The sequence below is a fragment of the Ideonella sp. genome (assembly GCF_035254525.1).
In the GTDB taxonomy this organism is placed as follows: Bacteria; Pseudomonadota; Gammaproteobacteria; order Burkholderiales; family Burkholderiaceae_C; genus Ideonella.
In genome coordinates this window covers 1-20,923 of sequence record NZ_DATFAN010000116.1, presented here as the reverse complement: position 1 = coordinate 20,923, position 20,923 = coordinate 1, and the positions used below count along the sequence as shown (strand labels likewise).

The following is a 20,923-nucleotide window of genomic DNA, read 5'->3' as shown; positions in this document are numbered from 1 at the left end:
GCGCGCAGCGACGTAGGGGGTTCCAATGACCGACACCCTGCTTCGCTGCGAAGGCCTGACCCGCCGCTGGGGCGGCCTGGTCGCTGTCGACGGCGTGTCGCTCGGTTTCGAGCGCGGCCAGGTGCACGCGGTCATCGGCACCAACGGCGCCGGCAAGTCGACGCTCATCAACATGCTGTCGGGCGAGATCCCGCCCTCGGCCGGCACGGTGCACCTGCTCGGCCAGGACGTGACCGGCTGGACCCAGCCGCGCCGCGCCCGCGCGGGCCTGGGCCGCAGCTACCAGCGCAACACCATCTTCCCCGGCTTCACCGTTCTCGAGAACTGCCGCCTCGCGGCGCAGGCCGCCTACCAGCGCCCGTGGGCCTGGTGGCAAGCTGCCTCGCACTGTGAGCGCAGCCTCGGCGCGGCGCGCCAGGCGCTGTCGCGCGCCGGGCTGGATGCCGTGCTCGACCGCCCCGCCGGCCTGCTGAGCCATGGCCAGAAGCGCCAGCTCGAGATCGCGATGTGCCTGGCGACGGCGCCGCAGGTGCTGCTGCTCGACGAGCCGCTGGCCGGCATGGGCGCCGAGGAGACCGAGCGCATGCTGGCGCTGCTGGACGAACTCCGCCAGGGTCACGCGACGCTGCTGGTCGAACACGACATGGACGCGGTGTTCCGCATCGCCGACTGGATCACCGTGATGGTCAACGGCGTCGTGATCGCCTCGGCCGCGCCCGGCGCGATCCGCTCCGATCCCGCCGTGCAGGCCGCCTACCTGGGGGGGCACTGAGCATGGCAACACCGATCGTCGAAGCCTCGGGCATCCACGCCTGGTACGGCTCCAGCCACGTGCTGCACGGGGTGGACATCACGGTCAATGCCGGCGAGACGGTCGGCCTGCTCGGCCGCAACGGCATGGGCAAGTCGACGCTGATCCGCACGCTGCTCGGCCATGTGAAGCAGCGCGAGGGCCACATCGCCGTACGCGGGCAGGATTGCTCGCGCGCTGCGCCGCACGAAGTGGCGCGCGCCGGCGTGGGCTACGTGCCCGAGGGCCGCGGCGTCTTCTCGAACCTGACCGTGCGCGAGAACCTCGTGATGGCCGCGCGCCCCGGCCGCGAAGGCCGGCACGACTGGCCCTACGAGCGTGTGCTGGCGACCTTCCCGCGCCTGGCCGAGCGCCTGACGAACCTGGGCGGCCAGCTGTCCGGCGGCGAGCAGCAGATGCTGTCGATCGGCCGCGTGCTGATGACCCACCCCGACCTGATCATTCTCGACGAGGCCACCGAAGGTCTCGCGCCGCTGATCGTGGCCGAGATCTGGCGTGTGATCGGCCAGATCCGCGCGAGTGGCATCGCCACGCTGATCGTCGACCGCGATTACCGCAAGGTCGCCTCCCAGGCCGATCGCCTCGTCGTGCTGCAAAAGGGGCAGGTCGTGCTCACCGGCAACGCAGCCGAGCTGGCCGACAGCGACACCCTCGCCGCCTGCCTCGGCGTCTGACATTCCCTTCGAAAGGCCCCGCCCATGGACGGCATCAACATCCCCGCCCCCACCGCTCTGCCCTTCGGCGAGCCAGGCGCCCTCGCCCCCTCGCGCGTGCTGCGCGAAGACCTGCCCGGCGGTGGCTTCGTGCTGCGCAGCGCCGAACTGCTCCAGCCCTATGCCCGCTGCATCGGCGACTGGCTCGAGCATTGGGCCCGCGCGACCCCCGGGGCGCTGTTCCTCGCCGAGCGCGATGGCGCCGGCGGCTGGCGGCAACTCAGCTACGGCCAGGTGCGCACCGAGGTCGGTCGCATCGCCCAGGGCCTGCTGAACCTGGACCTGCCGGCAGGCCAACCGATCGTCGTGCTGTCGGACAACGCGATCGACCATGCGCTGCTCGCGCTCGCGGCGATGCACATCGGCCGCGCGGTCTGCACCGTCTCCAGCGCCTACTGCCGGCTGACCAAGGACTACGCGAAGATCCACGCGATCCTCGATGCGCTGGACCCGGCGCTGATCTACGCCGCCGAGCCCTCGGTCTACGGCCCGCCGATCGCCAGCTGGGCCGCGCGCGGCTCGCGGCCCGTCGTGTTCAGCCGCGGGGCCACCGAGATGCCTGGCGCGCTGGACTTCGCGCAACTCGCCGCGCCCGAGACGGGCGCCGTCGCCGCCGCCTTTGCGGCGATCACACCGGACACCCACGCCAAGTACCTGCTGACCAGCGGCTCGACCGGCACACCCAAGGTCGTCATCAACACGCACCGCATGCTGTGCGCCAACCAGCAGATGATCGCGCAGGCCTGGCCCTTCCTGAACCGCCACCCGCTGCGCCTGCTGGACTGGCTGCCGTGGAGCCACACCTTCGGCGCCAACCACAACTTCCACATGGTGCTGGCGCACGGCGGCAGCCTGTACATCGACGACGGCCGCCCGATGCCCGGGCTGGTCGAGAAGACGGTGGCCAACCTGCGCGAGGTGCGGCCGAACTTCTACTTCAACGTGCCGCGCGGCTTCGACATGCTGCTGCCCTTCCTCGAGGGCGACGAGGGCTTCGCGCGCGAGTTCTTCGACAACGTGCAAGGCATCTTCTACGCCGGCGCCGCGTTGCCGCAGAGCCTGTGGCAACGGATCGAAGGTGTCGCGCGGCGCGTGCGCGAACAGCCGCTGTGGTTCACTTCATCGTGGGGCGCGACCGAGACCGCCCCGGCCATCACCAGCGTGCACTGGGCGATCGAGCGCGCCGGCTGCATCGGTGCGCCGCTGCCGGGCGCCGAGCTCAAGTTCGTGCCCAGCGGCGACAAGCTCGAGATGCGGGTGCGCGGGCCCAATGTCTTTCCGGGCTACCGCAACGCGCCCGAGCTGACCGACAAGGCCTTCGACGACCAGGGCTACTACCTGATCGGCGATGCGGGCAAGCTGGTCTCGCCCGAGGACCCGAGCCAGGGCGTGGCCTTCGACGGCCGCGTGGCCGAGGATTTCAAGCTCATGAGCGGCACCTGGGTGTCGGTCGGCACGCTGCGCCTGCGCGCGGTGGCCGCATTGAACCCGCTGGCCGCCGACGTGGTGGTCACCGGCCACGACCGCGAGGAGGTCGGCCTGCTGGTCTTCCCGAGCCCGGCGGCCAAGGCGATGGACCCGGCCGAGCGCGGGCAGAAGATCTGCGCGGCGCTGCGGGCCCTGCGCGCCGAAGGCGGCGGCTCGTCGCAGGCACCGACGCGCGCGCTGGTGTTGGCCGAACCGCCCAGTGCCGATGCCGGCGAGATCACCGACAAGGGCTACATCAACCAGCGCGCCGTGCTCGCGCGGCGCAGCGCCGAGGTCATCGCGCTGTACAGTGCCATCCCGAACCCCGAGGTGATCCGCATCTGAACCCACGATGAGCAAGTCGCACATCCACCGCGTCGACGTGCATTTCGGCGACTGCGACCCCGCCGGCATCGTCTTCTTTCCCAACTTCTCGCGCTGGATGGACCAGGCCTCGCTGGCCTTCTTCATGGCCTGCGGCGTGCCGCCCTGGCGCGAGCTGGAGCGCACGCGCGGCATCGTTGGCACCCCCCTGCTCGAGATCCACACCCGCTTCCTGCTGCCCGCCACCTACGGCGAGACGCTGGAGGTACACACCCATGTCGAGGAGTGGCGCACCAAGGTGCTGATCCAGCACCACCGCATCATGCGGGGCACGGACCTGCTGTGCGAAGGCCGCGAGACGCGGGCCTTCGTCATGCGCCTGCCGGACAGCTACCGCCTCAAGGCCATTCCGATCCCGGAAGACATCAAGGCGATGTGCGAGTGATCGGAGGTCTCACTCCGCGGCACCGATGTGCAGCCGGATCTCGCCCACGCCTTCGATGTGCCCGTCCAGCCGGTCACCGGCCACCACCGGGCCGACGCCTTCGGGCGTGCCGGTGAAGATCAGGTCGCCGGGCTGCAGGTGGTAGAAGCCGGAGAGATCGGCGATCAGCTCGCGGATGTTCCAGATCAGCTTGTTCAGATCCGACTGCTGGCGCGGCTGGCCGTTCACGCCCAGGGCCAGCGCACCCTGGTCCAGCACCACGCCGGGCATCGGCACGATCTCGGAGACGACCGAGGATTGCTCGACGTCCTTGCCCAGGTCCCAGGGCCGGCCCTTGTCGCGCGCGGCGAGCTGCAGATCGCGCCGCGTCATGTCCAGCCCGCAGGCGTAGCCGTAGACGAGGCGGTGCGCGTCGGCCTCGTCCACCCGGAAGCCCGGCGCGCCGATCGCCACCACCAGCTCCATCTCGTACTGATAGTTCTGCGTGCCGGGCGGATAGGCCACGATCGCGCCCGATTCCACCAACGTCGCCGGCGACTTGGTGAAGTAGAACGGCCGCTCGGCGGCCTTGTCGACCGGCCGGCCCATTTCGACGGCGTGCGCATGGTAGTTGCGGCCGACGAAGAACAGGCGGTTCACCGGCAGGCGCGCGGCCAGCCGGCGCACCGGCAGCGAAGGCACCGGCGGCGGCGCCCAGACAAAGGTGTTGTCGCTCAAGAAATGCTCCTGGGGTTGAGGGCGTCAGCCACGGTTTTCGTAGACACCGAGCTTCTGGTGCAGCGGCGTTTCATCGGCGATGAAGACGAAGGCCGGCGCGGTGGCCGACCGGTTGGCCAGATGCACGGCGGTGTAGCCCGGCGCGCAGCAGGTGTCGGCCTCGGCCAGCGCGAACTGCTGGTCGTTCACGCGCACTTCGGCCGCGCCCTCGATCAGGTGGAACACCTGCGCCGGTGAACGCGCCGGCAGGCGCAGGGCCTGCCCGGGCCGCAGCATCAAGGCGTAGAAGCCGAGGATGTTCTGCGCGTGCGCGCCGGTCTCGGGGTTCACGTAGGTGATCTGTACCGGCTCCAGGCCGGGCTCGGCCTCGGCCAGTTGGAGCAGCGCCGCGCGCGCATCGGCCCAGGGGTAGCGCAGCATCGGGTAGCGCGTGCTGCTGCGCTCGAACACCGGCGTCGGCACCAGCCCGCCGCGGGCATATCGGCGCTCGGCCTGGCCGGGCTCGACGCTCTGCCGCGCGCCCTCGACGTGGTACGAGGCCTCGAGGTAGTGGACGAGCGGCAGGTCCAGCACATCGAGCCAGACCACCGGCTGGTCGCCGTCGTGGCCGTGCTCGTGCCACAGGCCGGTCGGGGTGAGGATCAGGTCACCACGCCGCATCGGGCACTTCTGGCCGTCCACCGTCGTGTAGGCCCCTTCGCCCTCCACGATCATGCGCACCGCGTTCGGCGTGTGGCGATGCGCCGGCGCCCACTCGCCCGGCAGCAGCAACTGCATGCCCAGGTACATCGCGGCGCTGGCCTGCATCTTCTCGAGCCCGTGGCCGGGGTTGGCCAGCACCAGCACGCGGCGCTCGGCCTTCTCGATCGGGGTCAGTGCGCCGGCCTTCAGCAGCAGGGGCCGCAGGCTTTCGTAAGGCCAGTGCGTGGCGCGCGTCGCCGGGCGCGGCTGGCCCGGCGGCAGCACGGCGCGCAGGCTGGGCCACAGCGGGACGAGGTTCTGCGCGGCCAGTGCCTGCCGGTAGTCCAGCGGCAGGTCTTCGAGGCGTCCGAGTTCGTTCATGGTTCGCTCCTTGCTCGCTTAAGCCGCCAGGCAGTGGTCGACCTTCCAGCCGTACAGCCACTCCATCGCGTCGTAGAAACGCTCCGGCATGCGGTCCTTCCACAGTTCGTTGCGAACCAGCCGCTCGACGCCCTTGGCGTGGAAGATGCGCCCCATCTCGCGCGCCGACAGCACGATGCGCGCGGTGCGGGCGATGCGAGAACGCTCATAGAGCGCAAAGGCCTTGGGGATGTCGTTGTCGTTGACCCGCAGGGCCTCACCCAGCGCCACCGCATCTTCCAGCGCCATGCAGGCGCCCTGGGCCAGGTACTGCAGGGTCGGGTGCGCCGCGTCGCCGAGCAGGGTCGCGCGGCCGTAGGTCCACTGGCCGATCGGCTCGCGGTCGGCTGTCGCCCAGCGTTTCCAGTCCTTCGGCAGGTCGATCAGCTGGCGCGCCTTGGCGCAGATGCCGTCGAAGTAGCTCTGCACCTCGTCACGGCTGCCTGGGCGCACGCTCCACTCTTCCTTCTCGCGGCTGTGAAAGGTGACGACCACGTTGTACTGCTCGCCGCCGCGCAGGGGGTAGTGCACGAGGTGGCAGTTCGGGCCCACCCAGATGCTCGCGACGTTCCACTGCAGATCAGCGGGAAAGTCGCGCCGGTCCACGACGGCACGGTAGACCACGTGGCCCGACACGCGCGCCTCGTCGCCGACATATTGCCGGCGCACCGCCGAGCGCACGCCGTCGGCGCCGATCAGCGCGAGGCCGCGGTGGGTGCGGCCTTGCGTGTCGATCACGGTCACCCCGCTCTCATCCTGCTCGATGCGCTGCACGCAGGTCGAGGTGGCCACCTGGATGCGGTCGGTCTGCTGTGCGCCGTCGAGCAGCGACTGGTGCACGTCGGCACGGTGGATCACCGCGTAGGGGTTGCCGAAGCGAACCCGGAACGCCTCGCCGGTCGGGATGCGCCCGACGAGGGTCTCGTCGAGCGCGTCGTGCATCACCATCTCGTCGGTGTAGACGGCGCGGCCGCGCGCCTGCGGCCCGACGCCCAGCGCATCGAAGGCGGCAAACGCGTTGGGGCCGAGCTGGATGCCAGCACCGATCTCGCCGAGCTGCGCGGTCTGCTCCATCACCTTGACCGCAAAGCCCTGGCGGGCCAGCGCGAGCGCGGCGGCGATGCCGCCGATGCCGCCGCCGGCAACGAGTACGGGAAGCCCGGGTTCGGAAGAACGCGCCGCCATGACTTGTCTCCTCTGCTGCGTTGGGCGGCAGTGTGGTGGTGGCGGTCTATTGCGTAAACGCTCAGGTTGATATGAATCAAATCAACTTTTGCAATACTCTCGTGAGCTGGATCAAAACGACGGGAGCCGAAGAATGGCCAAGCTCGACCTGGACTGGCTGAATGTGTTCGTCGAGGTCTACAAGACCCAGAGCGTGTCGCGCGCGGCCGAGCGGCTGTCGATCGCGCAAGCCAGCGCCAGCATCGCGCTGGGCAAGCTGCGGCGGCATTTCGGCGACCGCCTGTTCGCCCGCACCTCGCGCGGCATGGAGCCCACACCCTACGCGCAGCAGATCTACCCCGACGTGGTGGCGTCACTCGAGCGCCTGGCGCGCCTCGTCGACGCGCGCGGCGCGAAGTTCGACCCGGCCACGGCCCAGCGCCCCTTCCGCATCTGCATGACCGACATCAGCGAGATCGTCGTGCTGCCGACGGTGCTGAACCACCTGCAGCAGCGCGCGCCCGGTGTGACGATCGAGGCCGAACGCATCTCCACCGACAGCCCGCGGCGGCTCGAATCCGGCGAGATCGATCTCGCGGTCGGCTTCATGCCGCACCTCGAGGCGGGCTTCTACCAGCAGACCCTGTTCCAGCAGGATTTCGTCTGCCTCGCGGCGAGAGACCACCCGCGAATCCGCGGCAAGCCCGGCAAGCGCGCCTTCCTCGCCGAGGGCCACATCCAGGTGACGACCTCGGGCACCGGCCACGCGATCGTCGACAAGGTGCTGGCGCAGCAGGGCTACGAACGCCGCATCGTGCTCAAGGTGCCGAGCTTTCTCGGCGTGGCACGGCTGGTGGCGCGCACCGAGCTGCTGGTCATCGTGCCGCGGCGCCTGGGCGAGGCGCTGGCGCGGCAGGAGCAGGTGCGCGTGCTGGAGCCGCCTGTCGCGCTGCCGCCGTTCGCGGTCAAGCAGCACTGGCACGAACGCTTCCACGCGGACGCCGGCAACGCCTGGCTGCGCCAGACCCTGTCTGAATTGCTGCGCGAGCACTGAAGGCGTGCTGCGCAGGCACCGACCGCAGGCACCGACACCAGGCGGCAAGCGGACACTGGCAACGAAAACGGCCCCGAAGGGCCGTTGCGTGCGCTGGTGCGCGAGTGTCTAGGTGGGGTGGCTGATGGGACTCGAACCCACGACAACCAGAATCACAATCTGGGACTCTACCAACTGAGCTACAGCCACCACTAGAGCCGAAAATTATAGCCTGAACGACGCTCCCTTAGGAACGCCCCTTACTTGGAGGCGCCCGAGGCCGCGTCCGCCGCCACGGCGGCCGTCTTGATGTCGACCTTGAAGCGGCGCTTGAGTGCATCGTAGTAGGCGGCCGACTCGGCTGCCGACAGCGCCTGCGCCACATAGGGGCGGGCCCGCTCGTTGTCCGGGTCGTTGGCTTCGCGCTCGACACGCTTTTGCACCCGCAGCGCGACATAGCCCTGGTCGCCCAGATCGACGCCGACCGCGGCCGGTCCCTTGGCAATGTCGGCACGCAGCACCGCGTCGATCACCTGGCGCGGCTGCCCTTCGATCTTGGTACGCGACAGCACCAGCGTCTGCGGCAGGGTTTCGCCGGCGTTGGCCTTGAGCGCGGCGACACGCGCCTCGCCATCCTTCTTGGCCGCCGCCGCCGCCTGCTGCGACTTGACCTCGGCCAGAACGCGCTCGCGCACCTCGGCCAGCGGCAGCGTGCGCTCCGGGTGGTGCTCGACGATGCGCGCCGACACGAGCTGGTTCGCGCCCGTCTCGACCGCCTCGGTGTTGCGCTTGTTCTTCACCGCGTCAGTCGAGAAGACGGCGTCGAGCAGCTTGGCCGAGGCGAGCGGACCGGTCGCGCCGGGCGTCGGCGTGCGCTGCACGGTGGCCTCCTGCCTGGTCAGCTTGAGCTTGTCGATCACCGGCTGCAGGCTGTCGGACTGTTCGTAGACGAGGTTGGTGAACTGCTCGGCCGCCGCCGCGAACAGCTCCTGTGCCTTCGGCTTGCTGACCTCTTCGACGATCTGCGCGCGCACCGCTTCGAAGGGCTTCTTCTCGCCGCCGCGCACCCCGAGCAGCTTGATGATGTGGAAGCCGAATTCCGACTCCACCAGGTTGCTGATCTCGCCCGGCTTCATCGCGAAGGCCGCGTCCTCGAAGGGTTTGACCATCGCGCCACGGCCGAAGAAATCGAGGTCGCCGCCGTTGGCGGCCGAGCCTTTGTCGTCGGAGTTCTTCTTCGCCAGTTCGGCGAAGCCCGCCGGGTTCTTGCGCGCCTCGGCCAGCAGCGCTTCCGCCTTGGCCTTGGCCTTCTCGCGGTCCGCCGCCGGCGCGTCCTTCGGCGCGTTGACGAGGATGTGCGCGGCGTGGCGCTCCTCGGCGCTGGTGTAGCGGTTGATGTTCTGTTCGTAGTACTTGCGCAGGTCGTCTTCGCTCAGCGTGACCTGTTTCTTCATCGCGTCGAGGTCGAGCACGACATATTCGATGCGCGCTTCCTCGTTCGTGTGGAACTGCGCCTGGTTCTTCTTGTAGTGCGCCTCCAGGTCGGCCTCGGTCGGGTTGACCTTGGCGAGGTAGTCCTTGGCATCGAAGCGCTGCAGCTGCACTTCGCGGCGCTCGAGCAGCGCATCCAGCGCGGTCGCGCTGCTCGTCTTGCCGGCGACCAGCGAGCCAGTGACGCCCTGCATCACCTGGCGCACCGCCAGGTCATCGCGCAGCTGCTGCGCGAACATCGCCGAGCTCAGGCCGCGGGCGGACAGGAAGTCCTTGTTGACCGAGCCGTCGGGCAGGCGCACGGCGGCGAACTGCGGGTCGGTCGCAAAGATGCGCTGGAGCCGCTCGTCGGTGATGACCAGGTTCTCCTTGGCCGCCGCGGTGCGCATCACCCGGTCCTTCACCAGGCCCTCGAGCGTCTGCTGCTTCATCTCGGGCGTGTCCAGCAGCTTCACGTCGACGTTCGGCATCTGCTGGCGCATGCGTTCGATCTGCTGGCGATGCGCCTGATCGAGCTCGGACAGCTTGATCTCGCCGCCGGCGACCTTGGCCACCGCCGCGTTGCTCGGGTCGGTGAACCGCGAATAGCCTTGGATCCCGAAGAACACGAAGGACGGGAAGATCAGCAACACCAGGATGAACTGCAGCAGCTTGGTGTGCGAGCGGACGAAATCGAACATGGGACTCAGCCTTGAAGTGAGGCGCCGGCCAGAAACGACAAAGGCGAACCGGGGTTCGCCTTGGTCAAACGTTTGCGCACGCCGCGCGGGATTCTAATCAATGCCCGCGCAGTGGAGGCTGTGCGGTGGTGGTGGGCGCTGACGGGATCGAACCGCCGACCCGCTGCGTGTAAAGCAGCCGCTCTACCGCTGAGCTAAGCGCCCGGGAAAAGGCATCAGTTCAGGGCGTCCTTCAGGCCCTTGCCGGGGCGGAACTTGGGCACCTTGGCCGACTTGATCTTGATCGTGGCGCCGGTTCGCGGGTTGCGCCCGGTGCGCGCGGCGCGCTTGGTGACGGCAAACGTGCCGAAGCCAACGATCGACACGCTGCCGCCTTTCTTCAGGGTGACTTTCACCCCGCCGATCACGGCTTCCAGCGCTCGCGTCGCGGCGGCCTTGGAAATATCCGCCTGGCGTGCGATGTGTTCGATCAACTCGGATTTGTTCACGAAGGTACCCCTCTCTCAGCGTTCTCGCAGTGGTTTGACTGAAGCGACTTTGACGACTTGGATTTCTTCGGGCGCTGCACCTCGTTTCGAGGGCGAAAAATCATTACAGCGTTGGCCCCCGGTGGTGTCAAGCGCGCAGCGGGATTCTATGTGTAAACCCCGAGGCGTCCGCCGTCCGTCAACGGGCCTTCGCACGGATCTCGGGCAAGGCCTTCTGCAGGTAATAGACCATCGACCAGATCGTCAGCACGGCGGCGGCGACGATCAGCAGCGTGCCCCACCAATGGGTGTCGACCACCCCGAACAGCGGCCCGTCGTACAGCAGGAACGGAATGGCAATCATCTGCACCGTGGTCTTCAGCTTGCCGAGCATGTGCACGGCGACGCTGCGCGATGCGCCGATGTGCGCCATCCATTCGCGCAGCGACGAAATCGCGATCTCGCGCCCGATGATGATGAGCGCGATCAGCGCATGGACCCGGCCCAGATGGACCAGCACGATCAGCGCGGCGCAGACGAGGAACTTGTCGGCCACCGGGTCGAGGAAGGCGCCGAAGGCCGAGCTCTGGTTGAGCTTGCGCGCCAGGTAGCCGTCCAGCCAGTCGGTCAGCGCGAACACGACGAACATCACCGTCGCCGCGAGATTGCGGGTGGCGTCGGCCAGCGGCAGGTAGAAGACCCCGACGATCAGCGGGATCGCCAGGATGCGGGCCCAGGTCAGCAGCGTCGGGACGGTGAAGAACATGATGCGCGCATTCTGCCCGCGATTGCGGCCGGGCCGGCGTGCCGGTCAGCGGTCCAGCGTCACCGGCTTGAACTTGCGCTCTTCGTCGAACAGGAAGGTCTCGACGTACTTCCAGGGCCGGGGCAGGCGCGAGACGTCGCCGAAGGGCGCTGCGCGGCGCACTGCGTCGATCGCGATCTGGGTCGTGTCCTTGGCCTGGCTCGGGTGGCGCATCACGTCGATGCGGGCCACGCTGCCGTCGGCATTCAACTCGACCGAGAGCACCGGGATGGCCAGCAGCGGCTCCGGCACACTGCCGGTGTAGGTGATGCCGGGGTTGGCGGCCACCAGCTTCTGCGCCGCGCGCAGGCGGAACTCGTCCCAGTTGCGGGCCGCGCCCGGTGACGGCGCGGGCCGCGCCATCGGGGCGACGGGCCGCACCGGCGCTGGCGCCGGGGCCGGGGCCGGCTCGCGTGTCGCGCAACCGGCGATCCAGCCGGCGGGCACGACGAGCGAGCACAGCAGCGCAATGCCGGCCCAGGGTGTTCCGCGGTGGGAGAACGGCGCGCCGGCCAGGCGCTGCGGGCCTTGGCCGCGGCCGTCGTCGCTGTCGCCGTGGCGTGTGTCTTCACTAATGCAATGCACGGTAGATGTCCTCTGCCAATTCCTTCGAGATGCCTTCCACGCTGGCCAGGTCGTCGACGCTCGCTGCCGTCACGCCGCGCACGCCACCGAAGCGCTGCAGCAGTTTCGCCCGTTTTTTCGGGCCGACCCCCGCGATGTCCTCCAGCCGGCTGCCGCCAGTGCGAACACTGGCACGTTTGGCCCGCATCCCCGTGATGGCGAAACGGTGCGCCTCGTCGCGGATCTGGGCGATCAGCATCAGCGCGGCCGAATCGGGCGGCAGCGTGAGCTTGTCGCGCCCGTCGGCGAAGACCAGTTCCTCCAGCCCGACCTTGCGGCCCTCGCCTTTCTCGACGCCGGCGATCAGCGACAGGTCGAGCCCGAGTTCGCCGAACACCTCGCGCGCCATCGCGACCTGGCCGCGCCCGCCGTCGACCAGCACCAGATCCGGCACCCGCAGCTTCGCGCCGGGCGCGGCGGCCTGTGCGCCCTCGGCCGCCATCAACTCGGCCAGCTTGGCATAACGCCGCGTCAGCACCTGTCGCATCGCGGCGTAGTCGTCGCCGCCGGTCACGCCCTCGATGTTGAATCGCCGGTACTGCGCGTTCTGCATGCGGTGGTCTTCATAGACCACGCAGCTTGCCTGCGTTGCCTCGCCCGCCGTATGGCTGATGTCGAAACATTCGACACGGAATGTGTCGAGGTTGTCGATCGCGAGATCGAGCGAATCGACCAGCGCGCGCGTGCGCTCGCGCTGCGAGCCTTCCTCGGCCAACAGCCGCGCGAGCGCCAGTTCGCAGCCCTTGATCGCCATGTCGAGCCAGATGCGGCGCTGCTCGCGCGGCTGGTGCTGGGCGGTGATCTTGACGCCGGTCTGCGCGCCCAGTGCCGCCAGCAGTGCCTTGTCGACCGGGTGGCTCAGCACCAGCAGCGGGGGCGGCGGGCTGTGCAGGTAGTGCTGGGCCATGAAGGCCTGCAGCACCTGCTGCTCGGCGCTCGTCACCGGCGGCTCCGCGTCCGCGTCGCGCGGCACGGCATCGCCGAGGGCGACGGATTCGTCGGCGGCCAGTGCCGTCGCGTCGTCCACATGGGCCGGGAAGAAGGCCCGGTCACCCAGGTGGCGACCGCCGCGCACCATCGCCAGGTTCACGCAGGCGCGGCCGCCCGCCACCTTGACCGCGAGGATGTCGACCTCCTTGCCGGCACCCGACAGGCTGCTCTCGTCGACCGCCTGCTGGTGCAGCACCTTGGCCAGCGCCGAGATGCGGTTGCGCAACTCGGCCGCCTTCTCGAACTCGAGCACCTCGGCGTGCGCCATCATCTGCGCCTGCAGCTCGTCGATCACCTGCTGCTGCTCGCCGAGCAGGAAGCGCTCGGTGTCGCGCACGTCGCGCGCGTAATCCTCGGGCGAGATGAAACCGACGCACGGGCCCGAGCAACGGCGGATCTGGTACAGCAGGCACGGCCGTGAGCGATTCGCGAACACCGTGTCCTCGCAGGTGCGCAGGCGGAACACCTTCTGGATCAGCTGGATCGTCTCCTTCACCGCCCAGGCCCCTGGATACGGGCCGAAGTAGCGGTGCTTGCGATCGACCGCGCCGCGGTAGTAGGCCACGCGCGGGAACGGGTGCGAAACCAGCTTGAGGTAGGGGTAGCTCTTGTCGTCGCGGAACAGGATGTTGAACTTCGGGTTCAACGCCTTGATCAGGTTGTTCTCGAGCAGCAGCGCCTCGGCCTCGGTGCGCACGACCGTGGTCTCGAGCCGCGCGATGCGCGACACCATCACGCCGATGCGCGTGCCGCCCAGGTCCTTGTGGAAGTAGCTCGAGACGCGCTTCTTCAGGTCGCGCGCCTTGCCGACATACAGCACCTGGCCGCCGGCATCGAAATAGCGGTAGACGCCGGGCAGGCCGGGCAGCGCCGCCACTTCGGCCAGCAGCCGCTCGCGCGCGGCCAGGGCGGCATCGAGGTCGCGCTGGTGGCCCTCGGCCGCGGCAGGAGCCGCCGGCGCAGGGGCTGCGGAGGGGGCGGAGGAAGATTCGGGATCAGGCATCGGGGGGCGATTGTGCAGTGCCGGCTTCGATAATGCCGCGATGGCGCCCACCCCCTGCCCGGCCCTGCACTGGGACCTCTTCTGCCGCGTGGTCGACAACTACGGCGACATCGGCGTGTGCTGGCGCCTGGCGGCCGATCTGGCCGGCCGCGGCCACACAGTGCGCCTGTGGGTCGACGACCCCACCGCGCTCGCCTGGATCGCGCCCGACGGCACCCCGAGGGTGCAGCCGATCCACTGGACCGATGCCACCCCGCTCCCCGAGCCGGGCGACGTGGTCATCGAGGCCTTCGGCTGCGACCCGCCGGCCGCCTTCGTCGCGGCGATGGCGGCCTGCCCGCGGCCGCCGGCATGGATCAACCTCGAGTACCTCAGCGCCGAGCCCTATGTCGAGCGCAGCCACCGCCTGCCTTCGCCGCAGGCCAGCGGCCCGGGCGCCCGCCTCATCAAGTGGTTCTTCTACCCCGGCTTCACGGCGGCCACCGGCGGGCTGCTGCGCGAGCCCGGCCTGGTGGCCACGCAGGCAGCGTTCGACGCGCCACGCTGGCTCGCGGCGAACGGCATCGCGCCGCACCCGGGTGAGCGGCTGGTCAGCCTGTTCTGCTATCCGGGTGCGCCGCTGGCGGCCCTGCTCGGGCGCCTGGGCGACGCGCCCACCCTGCTGCTCACGACACCCGGGCCTGCCACCGATGGCGTGGCCGGCCTGCCGCTGCCAACGGCGGTGCGGGTGCAGCCCCTGCCCTGGCTGAGCCAGGCCGGCTACGACCGCCTGCTCTGGGCCTGCGCGCTGAACCTCGTGCGCGGCGAGGATTCGTTCGTGCGCGCCCAGTGGGCCGGCGCGCCGTTCGCCTGGCACATCTACCCGCAGCACGACGGCGCCCATGCGGCCAAGCTCGACGCCTTTCTCGCCCGGCACCTGCAGGGCGCGCCCGCTGCACTCGGGGCGGCGATCGGCGCCTGGATGCGCGCCTGGAACGGCCTTCAGCCCGAGCTGCCCCCCTTGCCCGACCTGCAAGACTGGGCCGCGCACACCCGGCGCTGGCGTGACGGTCTGTGTGCTCAACCCGACCTGACCACGCAACTGCTCGCCTTCGTCTGCGAAAAGCGTTAAAATTCAAGGCTTTGCGGCAAAGGCTCGGCGGAACACCGCGCGAAGCCTTCGTGGCGGCTGGTGGCGGCCTCATGGCCGCTGCCCCGGTCGCTGTTTTCAACGCCATCTTGCAAGGCCACGCCCGAGCCCCCATCTCGAGAGCAGCGCGGCGGCCAGCCGCAGCAAAGGCATATCGGGCAACTGCAGCCCGCCGTATCTCGACTCCTCGGAAACTCACCATGAAACTCGCACAGGAAATCCGCGCCGGCAACGTGATCATGCAGGGCAAGGACCCGATGGTCGTTCTCAAGACCGAATACAGCCGTGGCGGCCGCGGCGCGGCCACCGTGCGCATCAAGATGAAGAGCCTTCTCAGCGGCTTCGGCGCTGAAACGGTGTTCAAGGCCGACGACAAGCTGGACCAGATCGTGCTGGACAAGAAGGAGTGCACCTACTCCTACTTCGCCGACCCGATGTACGCCTTCATGGACGCCGAGTACAACCAGTTCGAGGTCGAGGCCGAGAACATGGGTGACGCCATCAACTACCTCGAGGACGGCATGGCCGTCGAAGTGGTGTTCTACGACGGCAAGGCCATCTCGGTCGAGCTGCCGACCACCGTCGTGCGCGAAATCGAGACCGACCCGGCCGTCAAGGGCGACACCTCAGGCAAGGTGCTGAAGCCAGCCAAGCTGGTGGGCACCGGTTTCGAGATCGCCGTGCCGATCTTCGTCGAGAACGGCGACAAGATCGAAATCGACACCCGCACCCACGAATACCGCAAGCGGGTTTGAGCGCAAAGCGCCCAAACCCGCTGGCGCGGTGAGCGTTTCGCTCCCCCGAGCCCCCTCCAAGCGGGGGCTCCAGCATGATCGACAAGCCGGCCCTGGGCCGGCTTTTCTACTTTCACTGTGAAGACTTCGCCCATCGTTCCAGCACGCATCGAGTGGAAGGACGGTGTGCCGTTCGCACCCGCGTTCGACGACGTCTACCACGCGAGGGCCGGCGCGTTCGAGCAGGCGCGGCAGGTCTTTCTCGCCGGCAACGGGCTGCCGGCGCGCTGGCGCGGGCGCGCGCGCTTCGTGATCCTCGAGACCGGCTTCGGGCTGGGCAACAACTTCCTCGCCACCTGGGCAACGTGGCGCGCCGACGCCGCGCGCGCCGATCGGCTCGTCTTCATCTCGATCGAGGCACATCCGCTCGACTCGGCCGACATGGCGCGCGCCCACGCCGCCTCGCCCGAGCCCGAGCTCGCCGCGGCGCTGCGTGCCGCCTGGCCGCCGCTGGCGCCGGGCCTGCACACGCTCGAGTTCGAAGGCGGGCGCGTCACGCTGCTGCTCGCGCTCGGCGACGTGGCCGCCTGGCTGCCCGAGCTGCAGGCCGGCGTCGACGCGGTCTATCTCGACGGCTTTGCGCCGTCGCGCAACGCCGCGATGTGGGACGCCCACATGCTGCGTGCGCTCGGCCGCCTGACCGCGCCGGATGCGACCGCCGCCACCTGGAGCGCCGCGCGCAGCGTGCGCGACGGCCTGGCCAGCGCCGGCTTTCGCACCCAGCTCGTGCCCGGCTTCGCCGGCAAGCGCGAGATGACCGTGGCGCAACGCCAGGCCCCGGCGGCCGAGCGCCGCCACGGCGCCCCGCCCGGCCGCCGCTCCCGGCCCGAGGCTCGCCACGCGCTCGTCGTCGGCGCGGGCCTGGCCGGCGCGGCGGCAGCGTGGGCGCTGGCCCGCCAGGGCCTTCGGGTCACGGTGCTCGAATCGGCGGCGCAGGCGGCGACCGCCGGCTCGGGCAACCCCGGCGGGCTGTTCCACGGTGTCGTGCACGCGCACGACGGCGCGCACGCGCAGTGGCTGCGGGCCGCCGCGCTGCGCGCCGAACAGGTGTATCGGCCGCTGATCGAAGCCGGCTGCATCCCAGGCCGAATCGACGGCCTGCTGCGTGGCGCCGAGCCGCTCGCCGCCTTGCAGGCCGTCGCGGCGGTGCAGGCGCTTCCGCCGGCCTACGCCCAGGCGCTGTCGCGCGAACAGGCCGCCGCGCTGGCGCAATGCCCGCTGACCACTGCCGCCTGGTACCTGCCGGGCGGCGGCTGGTTGCAGCCGGCGGCGCTGGCGCGCACCTGGCTGCAGTCACCGGGCGTCACGCTGTGCACCGGCGCCCGCGTCGCCTCGCTCGACCCGCTGCCCGATGGACGTTGGCGCGCGCTCGGCCACGATGGCCATGCCCTGGCCGAGGCCGACATTGCCGTCGTCACGGCGGCCCAGGGCGCGCCCGATCTGCTCGCGCCGCACAGCGATGCGCCCGGCTGGCCCTGGCGACGCACGCGCGGCCAGATCACCGTCGTGCGCGCGGCCGAAGCGCGTGCGCTGCCGCGGCCGGCGCTGCCGGTGGCCAGCGGCGGCTACCTGCTGGCCTTGCCCGAGGCGCTTGGCGGCGGGTTGCTGTGCGGCGCGACCTCACAGGCCGACGATGGCGATAGCGCGATCCGGCTCGGCGACCACCGCGCGAACCTCGCCCAGATCGAGGCGTTGACGGGTGTGGCGGTCGAGCCGCCGCCAGCGTGGTTCGACGGCGGCGGGATCCTGAGCGGCCGGGTCGGATGGCGGCTGGGTTTCGATGATCGCCTGCCGGTGCTTGGCGGCGTGCCCTTGCCGCGGCTCGCACTGCAGGGCGCCCGGCGACTGGAGCAGCCACGCCACGTGCCCCGGGTGCCCGGGCTCTATGTGCTGGCCGGGCTCGGCTCGCGCGGCATCACCTGGGCGCCGCTGCTGGGCGAGGTGTTGGCCGCATTGGTGATCGGCACCCCGCTGCCGGTGGCCGGCAGCCTGCTCGATGCGGTCGATCCCGCGCGCTTCTTGTCGCGCGAGACACGCCGGGCAACTCGGTGAGCCGCCGACGCGGCGCCGCTCAGCCGGCGTCGCTTGTCTGCCCGGGCGGGGTGTCGTTCGTCGGCCTGTCGGTGCCGGCCGCCGGTTGCCCTGGCTCGTTCTCGCCGGGCCCCCCATGGGTCTTGCGGGCGGCTTTTTCTTCCTTCTTCCGTTTCTTGGCCAGCTCGCGCTGGCGTTTCTCATACGCGTAATTCGGTGTGGCCACGGGCCGTCCTTTGCAGTCTGGGAAGAGGCAGCCGCCGGCGGCTGGGCCGACGGTCCGGCGTCAACGATACACCCGCCCGAAACACCACCGGGTCTCGGGCCAACACAGGGCGCCGATCAGAAACGCAGCGTCTTGACCCCGTCGGGTGTGCCGAGCAGGCAGACGCTGGCCTTGTGGCGCGCGAAGACGCCGACGGTGACGACGCCCGGCCACTGGTTGACCTCGGTCTCCAGCGCCAGCGGGTCGCTGATCTTCAGCCCGCGCACGTCGAGGATCAGGTTGCCGTTGTCGGTCACCACACCCTCTCGCACGCGCGCCTGCCCGCCAAACGCCGAGTGGAAACGGCGCGCCACCTGCGCTGCGGCCATCGGGATCACCTCCACCGGCAGGGGGAAGGCGCCCAGGGTGTCGACCAGCTTGGATGCATCGGCGATGCAGACGAAGCTGGCCGCCAGGTCGGCCACGATCTTCTCGCGGGTCAGCGCCGCGCCCCCGCCCTTGATCATGTACCCGCGGTGGTCGATCTCGTCGGCGCCGTCGATGTAGACCGGCAGCGAGTCCACCTGGTTCGCATCGAGCACGGTGATGCCATGGGCCTGCAGCCGCTCGGTGCTCTTGACCGAGCTGGACACGGCGCCGGCGATGCGGTCCTTCATCATCGCCAGCGCGTCGATGAAGCAGTTCACCGTCGAGCCGGTGCCGACCCCGACCACCGCGCCCGGCACCACGTATTGCAGGGCCGCCTGCCCGACCAGGGCCTTCAGTTCGTCTTGCGTCATGGCCAGGATTATCGCCACCGCCCGCCCCGAGCCCGCTCGAGCGCGGCCGCCACGCGCTGCGCAGCCTGTGGGGACAGCTGTGCCAACGCGGCCTGCGCCAACTCCCTCCGCCATCGGCGGCGCCCCGCGCGCCCGGCCGCCCAGGGGACCTCGATCTTGCGGCGCTTGGGCGCGCACTGCAGCGGGCGCTCGACCAGCCCCCCCCCGCTCGCGCTCGATGCTCAGGCACCTGGTCGAGGAGTTCGTCGGCGGCGACGCGCCGCGCGAGTTCTCCATGCTGTGGAAGGGCGGCCGGGCCGCCACCCCGGGGCCCGTGTCGAGCACACCGCCGGGCTCCCCTCGGCCGGACGACGATTGGGCCCTACACCCAGCCTCAACTGCCGTGACGGCCGGCCCGCCGTTCCGCCGCTCGCGCTGGCTGGTGACCTTGATGATGGTTCTCACGACCGCACTGACCGTGCTGTTGTCGCTGCTCGGCTTGTACCGGGGCGCCACGGCGGCCGCCACCCGGGCCCAGCCGTGTGTCGGCCTCGGGGCCATGGACAATGCAGCATGTCCATCGTTCCCTACGCCCTCGCCCGTCCCTTCCTCTTCGGCCTCGACGCCGAAGCGGCGCACGAGCTGACGCTCGGCACCATCGCCCGGCTGCAGAACACCCCGGCCCAGTGCCTGTGGTCGCAGCCGCGCGTCGACGACCCCGTCACCGTCGCCGGGCTGCATTTTCCGAACCGCGTGGGCCTGGCCGCCGGGCTCGACAAGAACGGCCGCTGCATCGACGGCCTGGGCGCAATGGGGTTCGGCTTCATCGAGGTCGGCACGGTCACGCCAAAGGCGCAGCCCGGCAACCCGAAGCCGCGCCTGTTCCGCCTGCCGAAGGCCCAGGCGCTGATCAACCGGCTGGGTTTCAACAACGAGGGCCTCGACACCTTCCTGGCCAACGTGCGGCGCTCGCGCAGCTTCCGCGCGGCCGGCGGCATCCTGGGGCTGAACATCGGCAAGAACGCGGCGACGCCGATCGAGCGCGCCGTCGATGACTACCTGATCGGGCTGACCGGCGTGTTCCCGCACGCCGACTACGTGACCGTCAACATCTCGAGCCCGAACACCAAGAACCTGCGCGCACTGCAGAGCGACGAGGCGCTCGACGCGCTGCTGGGCGCACTCACCGAGCACAAGGCCCTGCTCGAGCAGCAGCAGGCGCGGCGCGTGCCGATGTTCCTGAAGATCGCGCCGGACCTGGACGACGAGCAGGTCGCCGTCATCGCCGCGACGCTGCGGCGCCACGGCGTGGACGGCGTGATCGCGACCAACACCACCATCGCCCGCGAGGCGGTCCAGGGCCTGCCTCACGCGGAAGAGACCGGGGGCCTCTCGGGCGCACCGGTGCGCGAGGCCAGCAACCGGGTCGTGCGGGCGCTGCGCGGCGCGCTCGGCGCGGGCTTCCCGATCATCGGCGTGGGCGGCGTGATGAGTGCCGACGACGCCAAGGCCAAGATCGCCGCCGGCGCGGACCTGGTGCAGGTCTACACCGGCTTCATCTACCGTGGGCCGGGCCTGGTGCCCGAGATCGCGCGCGCCTTGGCCAGCGGCTGAGGCTCGCGGCTTCGCGGGGGGTCAGGGGTTCACTCGCCGACGACCGTGCCTTCGCGGCGCCGGTCGGCCCCGCCGAGCCATCCACCGTCGACACGCAGCAGCACCTGGCTGCCGCTGGTCAGTTCCTGCTCGATGACCTGCTGGCCCCTGGCGCGCAGCGCTTCGCGCGTGGCCGGCGGGAAGCGCCCGGTCTCCAGCCGCGTCGGGCCGTTGTCGTTGGCGAAGTTGGGCAGGTCGAGTGCCGCCTGCGGCGCGAGGCCCCAGGCCAGCGTGCCGAGCAGCGTCTTGGTGTTGAAGTGGATGATCGCCGAGCCCCCGGGCGAGCCCATGACGAGCTGCAACTGCCCCGAAACCGCATCGAAGACCATCGTCGGGCTCATGCTCGAACGTGGTCGCTTGCCCGGCTCGACCCGGTTGGCCACCGGCCGGCTGGCGGCATCGCGCGGCACGAAGGCGAAATCGGTCAGCTCGTTGTTCAGCAGGAAGCCGCCGGGCAGCCCGGTGCCGCCGTCGCTCATGACGCGGCTACCGAACCC

General features: G+C 70.1%; 20 protein-coding genes and 2 tRNA genes. 9 read left to right on the top strand and 13 right to left on the bottom strand.

Annotated elements, in window-relative coordinates:
- Window positions 1-25: 25 nt before the first annotated feature.
- Genes VJ693_RS11325 through VJ693_RS11310 form a run of 4 tightly spaced genes read left to right on the top strand, consistent with a single transcriptional unit; the run spans window position 26 to window position 3,760 of the window.
- Complete coding sequence (locus VJ693_RS11325; protein ID WP_324154168.1) at window positions 26-772, top strand: ABC transporter ATP-binding protein; 747 nt, start codon at window positions 26-28, stop codon at window positions 770-772.
- A gap of 2 nt (window positions 773-774) precedes the next feature.
- On the top strand, window positions 775-1,485 hold the full coding sequence (locus VJ693_RS11320) for an ABC transporter ATP-binding protein (protein WP_324154166.1): 711 nt from the start codon (window positions 775-777) through the stop codon (window positions 1,483-1,485).
- A 24-nt stretch (window positions 1,486-1,509) separates the two neighbouring features.
- Entirely contained in the window at window positions 1,510-3,336 is a 1,827-nt protein-coding gene (locus VJ693_RS11315; protein WP_324154165.1) for a feruloyl-CoA synthase, read from the top strand.
- Window positions 3,337-3,343: 7 nt separating this feature from the next.
- Entirely contained in the window at window positions 3,344-3,760 is a 417-nt protein-coding gene (locus tag VJ693_RS11310) for an acyl-CoA thioesterase (RefSeq protein WP_324154163.1), read from the top strand.
- 9 nt (window positions 3,761-3,769) lie between these two features.
- On the opposite strand, the gene VJ693_RS11305 is transcribed toward VJ693_RS11310, so the two are convergent.
- Genes VJ693_RS11305 through VJ693_RS11295 form a run of 3 tightly spaced genes read right to left on the bottom strand, consistent with a single transcriptional unit; the run spans window position 3,770 to window position 6,763 of the window.
- The gene (locus VJ693_RS11305) at window positions 3,770-4,477 is read right to left on the bottom strand and encodes a fumarylacetoacetate hydrolase family protein (protein WP_324154161.1); all 708 of its coding nucleotides are present in this window, start codon (window positions 4,475-4,477) and stop codon (window positions 3,770-3,772) included.
- 24 nt (window positions 4,478-4,501) lie between these two features.
- Window positions 4,502-5,539 (bottom strand): cupin domain-containing protein, encoded by a 1,038-nt coding sequence (locus tag VJ693_RS11300; RefSeq protein WP_324154160.1) that lies wholly within the window; start codon window positions 5,537-5,539, stop codon window positions 4,502-4,504.
- A gap of 18 nt (window positions 5,540-5,557) precedes the next feature.
- A complete protein-coding gene (locus VJ693_RS11295) occupies window positions 5,558-6,763 on the bottom strand; it encodes a 3-hydroxybenzoate 6-monooxygenase (RefSeq protein WP_324154158.1) in 1,206 nt (401 codons plus the stop codon).
- A 133-nt stretch (window positions 6,764-6,896) separates the two neighbouring features.
- Here VJ693_RS11295 and VJ693_RS11290 point away from each other — a divergent pair, with 133 nt between their 5' ends.
- Window positions 6,897-7,796 (top strand): LysR family transcriptional regulator, encoded by a 900-nt coding sequence (locus VJ693_RS11290; protein ID WP_324154156.1) that lies wholly within the window; start codon window positions 6,897-6,899, stop codon window positions 7,794-7,796.
- Window positions 7,797-7,909: 113 nt separating this feature from the next.
- On the opposite strand, the gene VJ693_RS11285 is transcribed toward VJ693_RS11290, so the two are convergent.
- The 7 genes from VJ693_RS11285 to uvrC all read right to left on the bottom strand — a co-directional run bounded on the left by VJ693_RS11285 (window position 7,910) and on the right by uvrC (window position 13,835).
- Window positions 7,910-7,985 (bottom strand) — tRNA-His (locus VJ693_RS11285).
- 50 nt (window positions 7,986-8,035) lie between these two features.
- Window positions 8,036-9,946, bottom strand: a complete 1,911-nt coding sequence (locus tag VJ693_RS11280; protein ID WP_324154154.1) for a SurA N-terminal domain-containing protein — start codon at window positions 9,944-9,946, stop codon at window positions 8,036-8,038.
- 129 nt (window positions 9,947-10,075) lie between these two features.
- Window positions 10,076-10,150 (bottom strand) — tRNA-Val (locus tag VJ693_RS11275).
- 11 nt (window positions 10,151-10,161) lie between these two features.
- Window positions 10,162-10,434 (bottom strand): HU family DNA-binding protein, encoded by a 273-nt coding sequence (locus tag VJ693_RS11270; RefSeq protein ID WP_324154152.1) that lies wholly within the window; start codon window positions 10,432-10,434, stop codon window positions 10,162-10,164.
- 178 nt (window positions 10,435-10,612) lie between these two features.
- On the bottom strand, window positions 10,613-11,179 hold the full coding sequence (pgsA, locus tag VJ693_RS11265) for a CDP-diacylglycerol--glycerol-3-phosphate 3-phosphatidyltransferase (protein WP_324154150.1): 567 nt from the start codon (window positions 11,177-11,179) through the stop codon (window positions 10,613-10,615).
- A 45-nt stretch (window positions 11,180-11,224) separates the two neighbouring features.
- Entirely contained in the window at window positions 11,225-11,803 is a 579-nt protein-coding gene (locus VJ693_RS11260; protein ID WP_324154149.1) for a hypothetical protein, read from the bottom strand.
- The gene (gene uvrC / locus VJ693_RS11255) at window positions 11,790-13,835 is read right to left on the bottom strand and encodes an excinuclease ABC subunit UvrC (protein WP_324154147.1); all 2,046 of its coding nucleotides are present in this window, start codon (window positions 13,833-13,835) and stop codon (window positions 11,790-11,792) included. The genes VJ693_RS11260 and uvrC overlap by 14 nt, the downstream gene beginning before the upstream one ends.
- A 40-nt stretch (window positions 13,836-13,875) precedes the next feature.
- Here uvrC and earP point away from each other — a divergent pair, with 40 nt between their 5' ends.
- The 3 genes from earP (at window position 13,876) to mnmC (ending at window position 17,810) form a co-directional block, all read left to right on the top strand.
- On the top strand, window positions 13,876-14,946 hold the full coding sequence (earP, locus tag VJ693_RS11250; RefSeq protein ID WP_324154145.1) for an elongation factor P maturation arginine rhamnosyltransferase EarP: 1,071 nt from the start codon (window positions 13,876-13,878) through the stop codon (window positions 14,944-14,946).
- Between the two features lie 218 nt (window positions 14,947-15,164).
- Window positions 15,165-15,719 (top strand): elongation factor P, encoded by a 555-nt coding sequence (gene efp / locus VJ693_RS11245; RefSeq protein WP_324154143.1) that lies wholly within the window; start codon window positions 15,165-15,167, stop codon window positions 15,717-15,719.
- Between the two features lie 117 nt (window positions 15,720-15,836).
- Complete coding sequence (gene mnmC, locus VJ693_RS11240; RefSeq protein ID WP_324154141.1) at window positions 15,837-17,810, top strand: FAD-dependent 5-carboxymethylaminomethyl-2-thiouridine(34) oxidoreductase MnmC; 1,974 nt, start codon at window positions 15,837-15,839, stop codon at window positions 17,808-17,810.
- Window positions 17,811-17,829: 19 nt separating this feature from the next.
- Here mnmC and VJ693_RS11235 read toward each other — a convergent pair whose 3' ends face one another.
- A complete protein-coding gene (locus VJ693_RS11235) occupies window positions 17,830-18,015 on the bottom strand; it encodes a hypothetical protein (RefSeq protein WP_324154139.1) in 186 nt (61 codons plus the stop codon).
- A 116-nt stretch (window positions 18,016-18,131) separates the two neighbouring features.
- On the bottom strand, window positions 18,132-18,794 hold the full coding sequence (gene rpiA / locus VJ693_RS11230; protein WP_324154138.1) for a ribose-5-phosphate isomerase RpiA: 663 nt from the start codon (window positions 18,792-18,794) through the stop codon (window positions 18,132-18,134).
- 552 nt (window positions 18,795-19,346) lie between these two features.
- Between rpiA and VJ693_RS11225 the strand changes: the two genes are divergently transcribed.
- Window positions 19,347-20,387 carry a quinone-dependent dihydroorotate dehydrogenase gene (locus VJ693_RS11225; RefSeq protein ID WP_324154136.1) on the top strand — a complete coding sequence of 347 codons (1,041 nt, stop codon included), beginning with the start codon at window positions 19,347-19,349 and terminating at the stop codon, window positions 20,385-20,387.
- A 29-nt stretch (window positions 20,388-20,416) separates the two neighbouring features.
- On the opposite strand, the gene VJ693_RS11220 is transcribed toward VJ693_RS11225, so the two are convergent.
- A partial coding sequence (locus tag VJ693_RS11220) for a gamma-glutamyltransferase (RefSeq protein WP_324154134.1) occupies window positions 20,417-20,923 on the bottom strand: 507 nt, incomplete at its 5' end.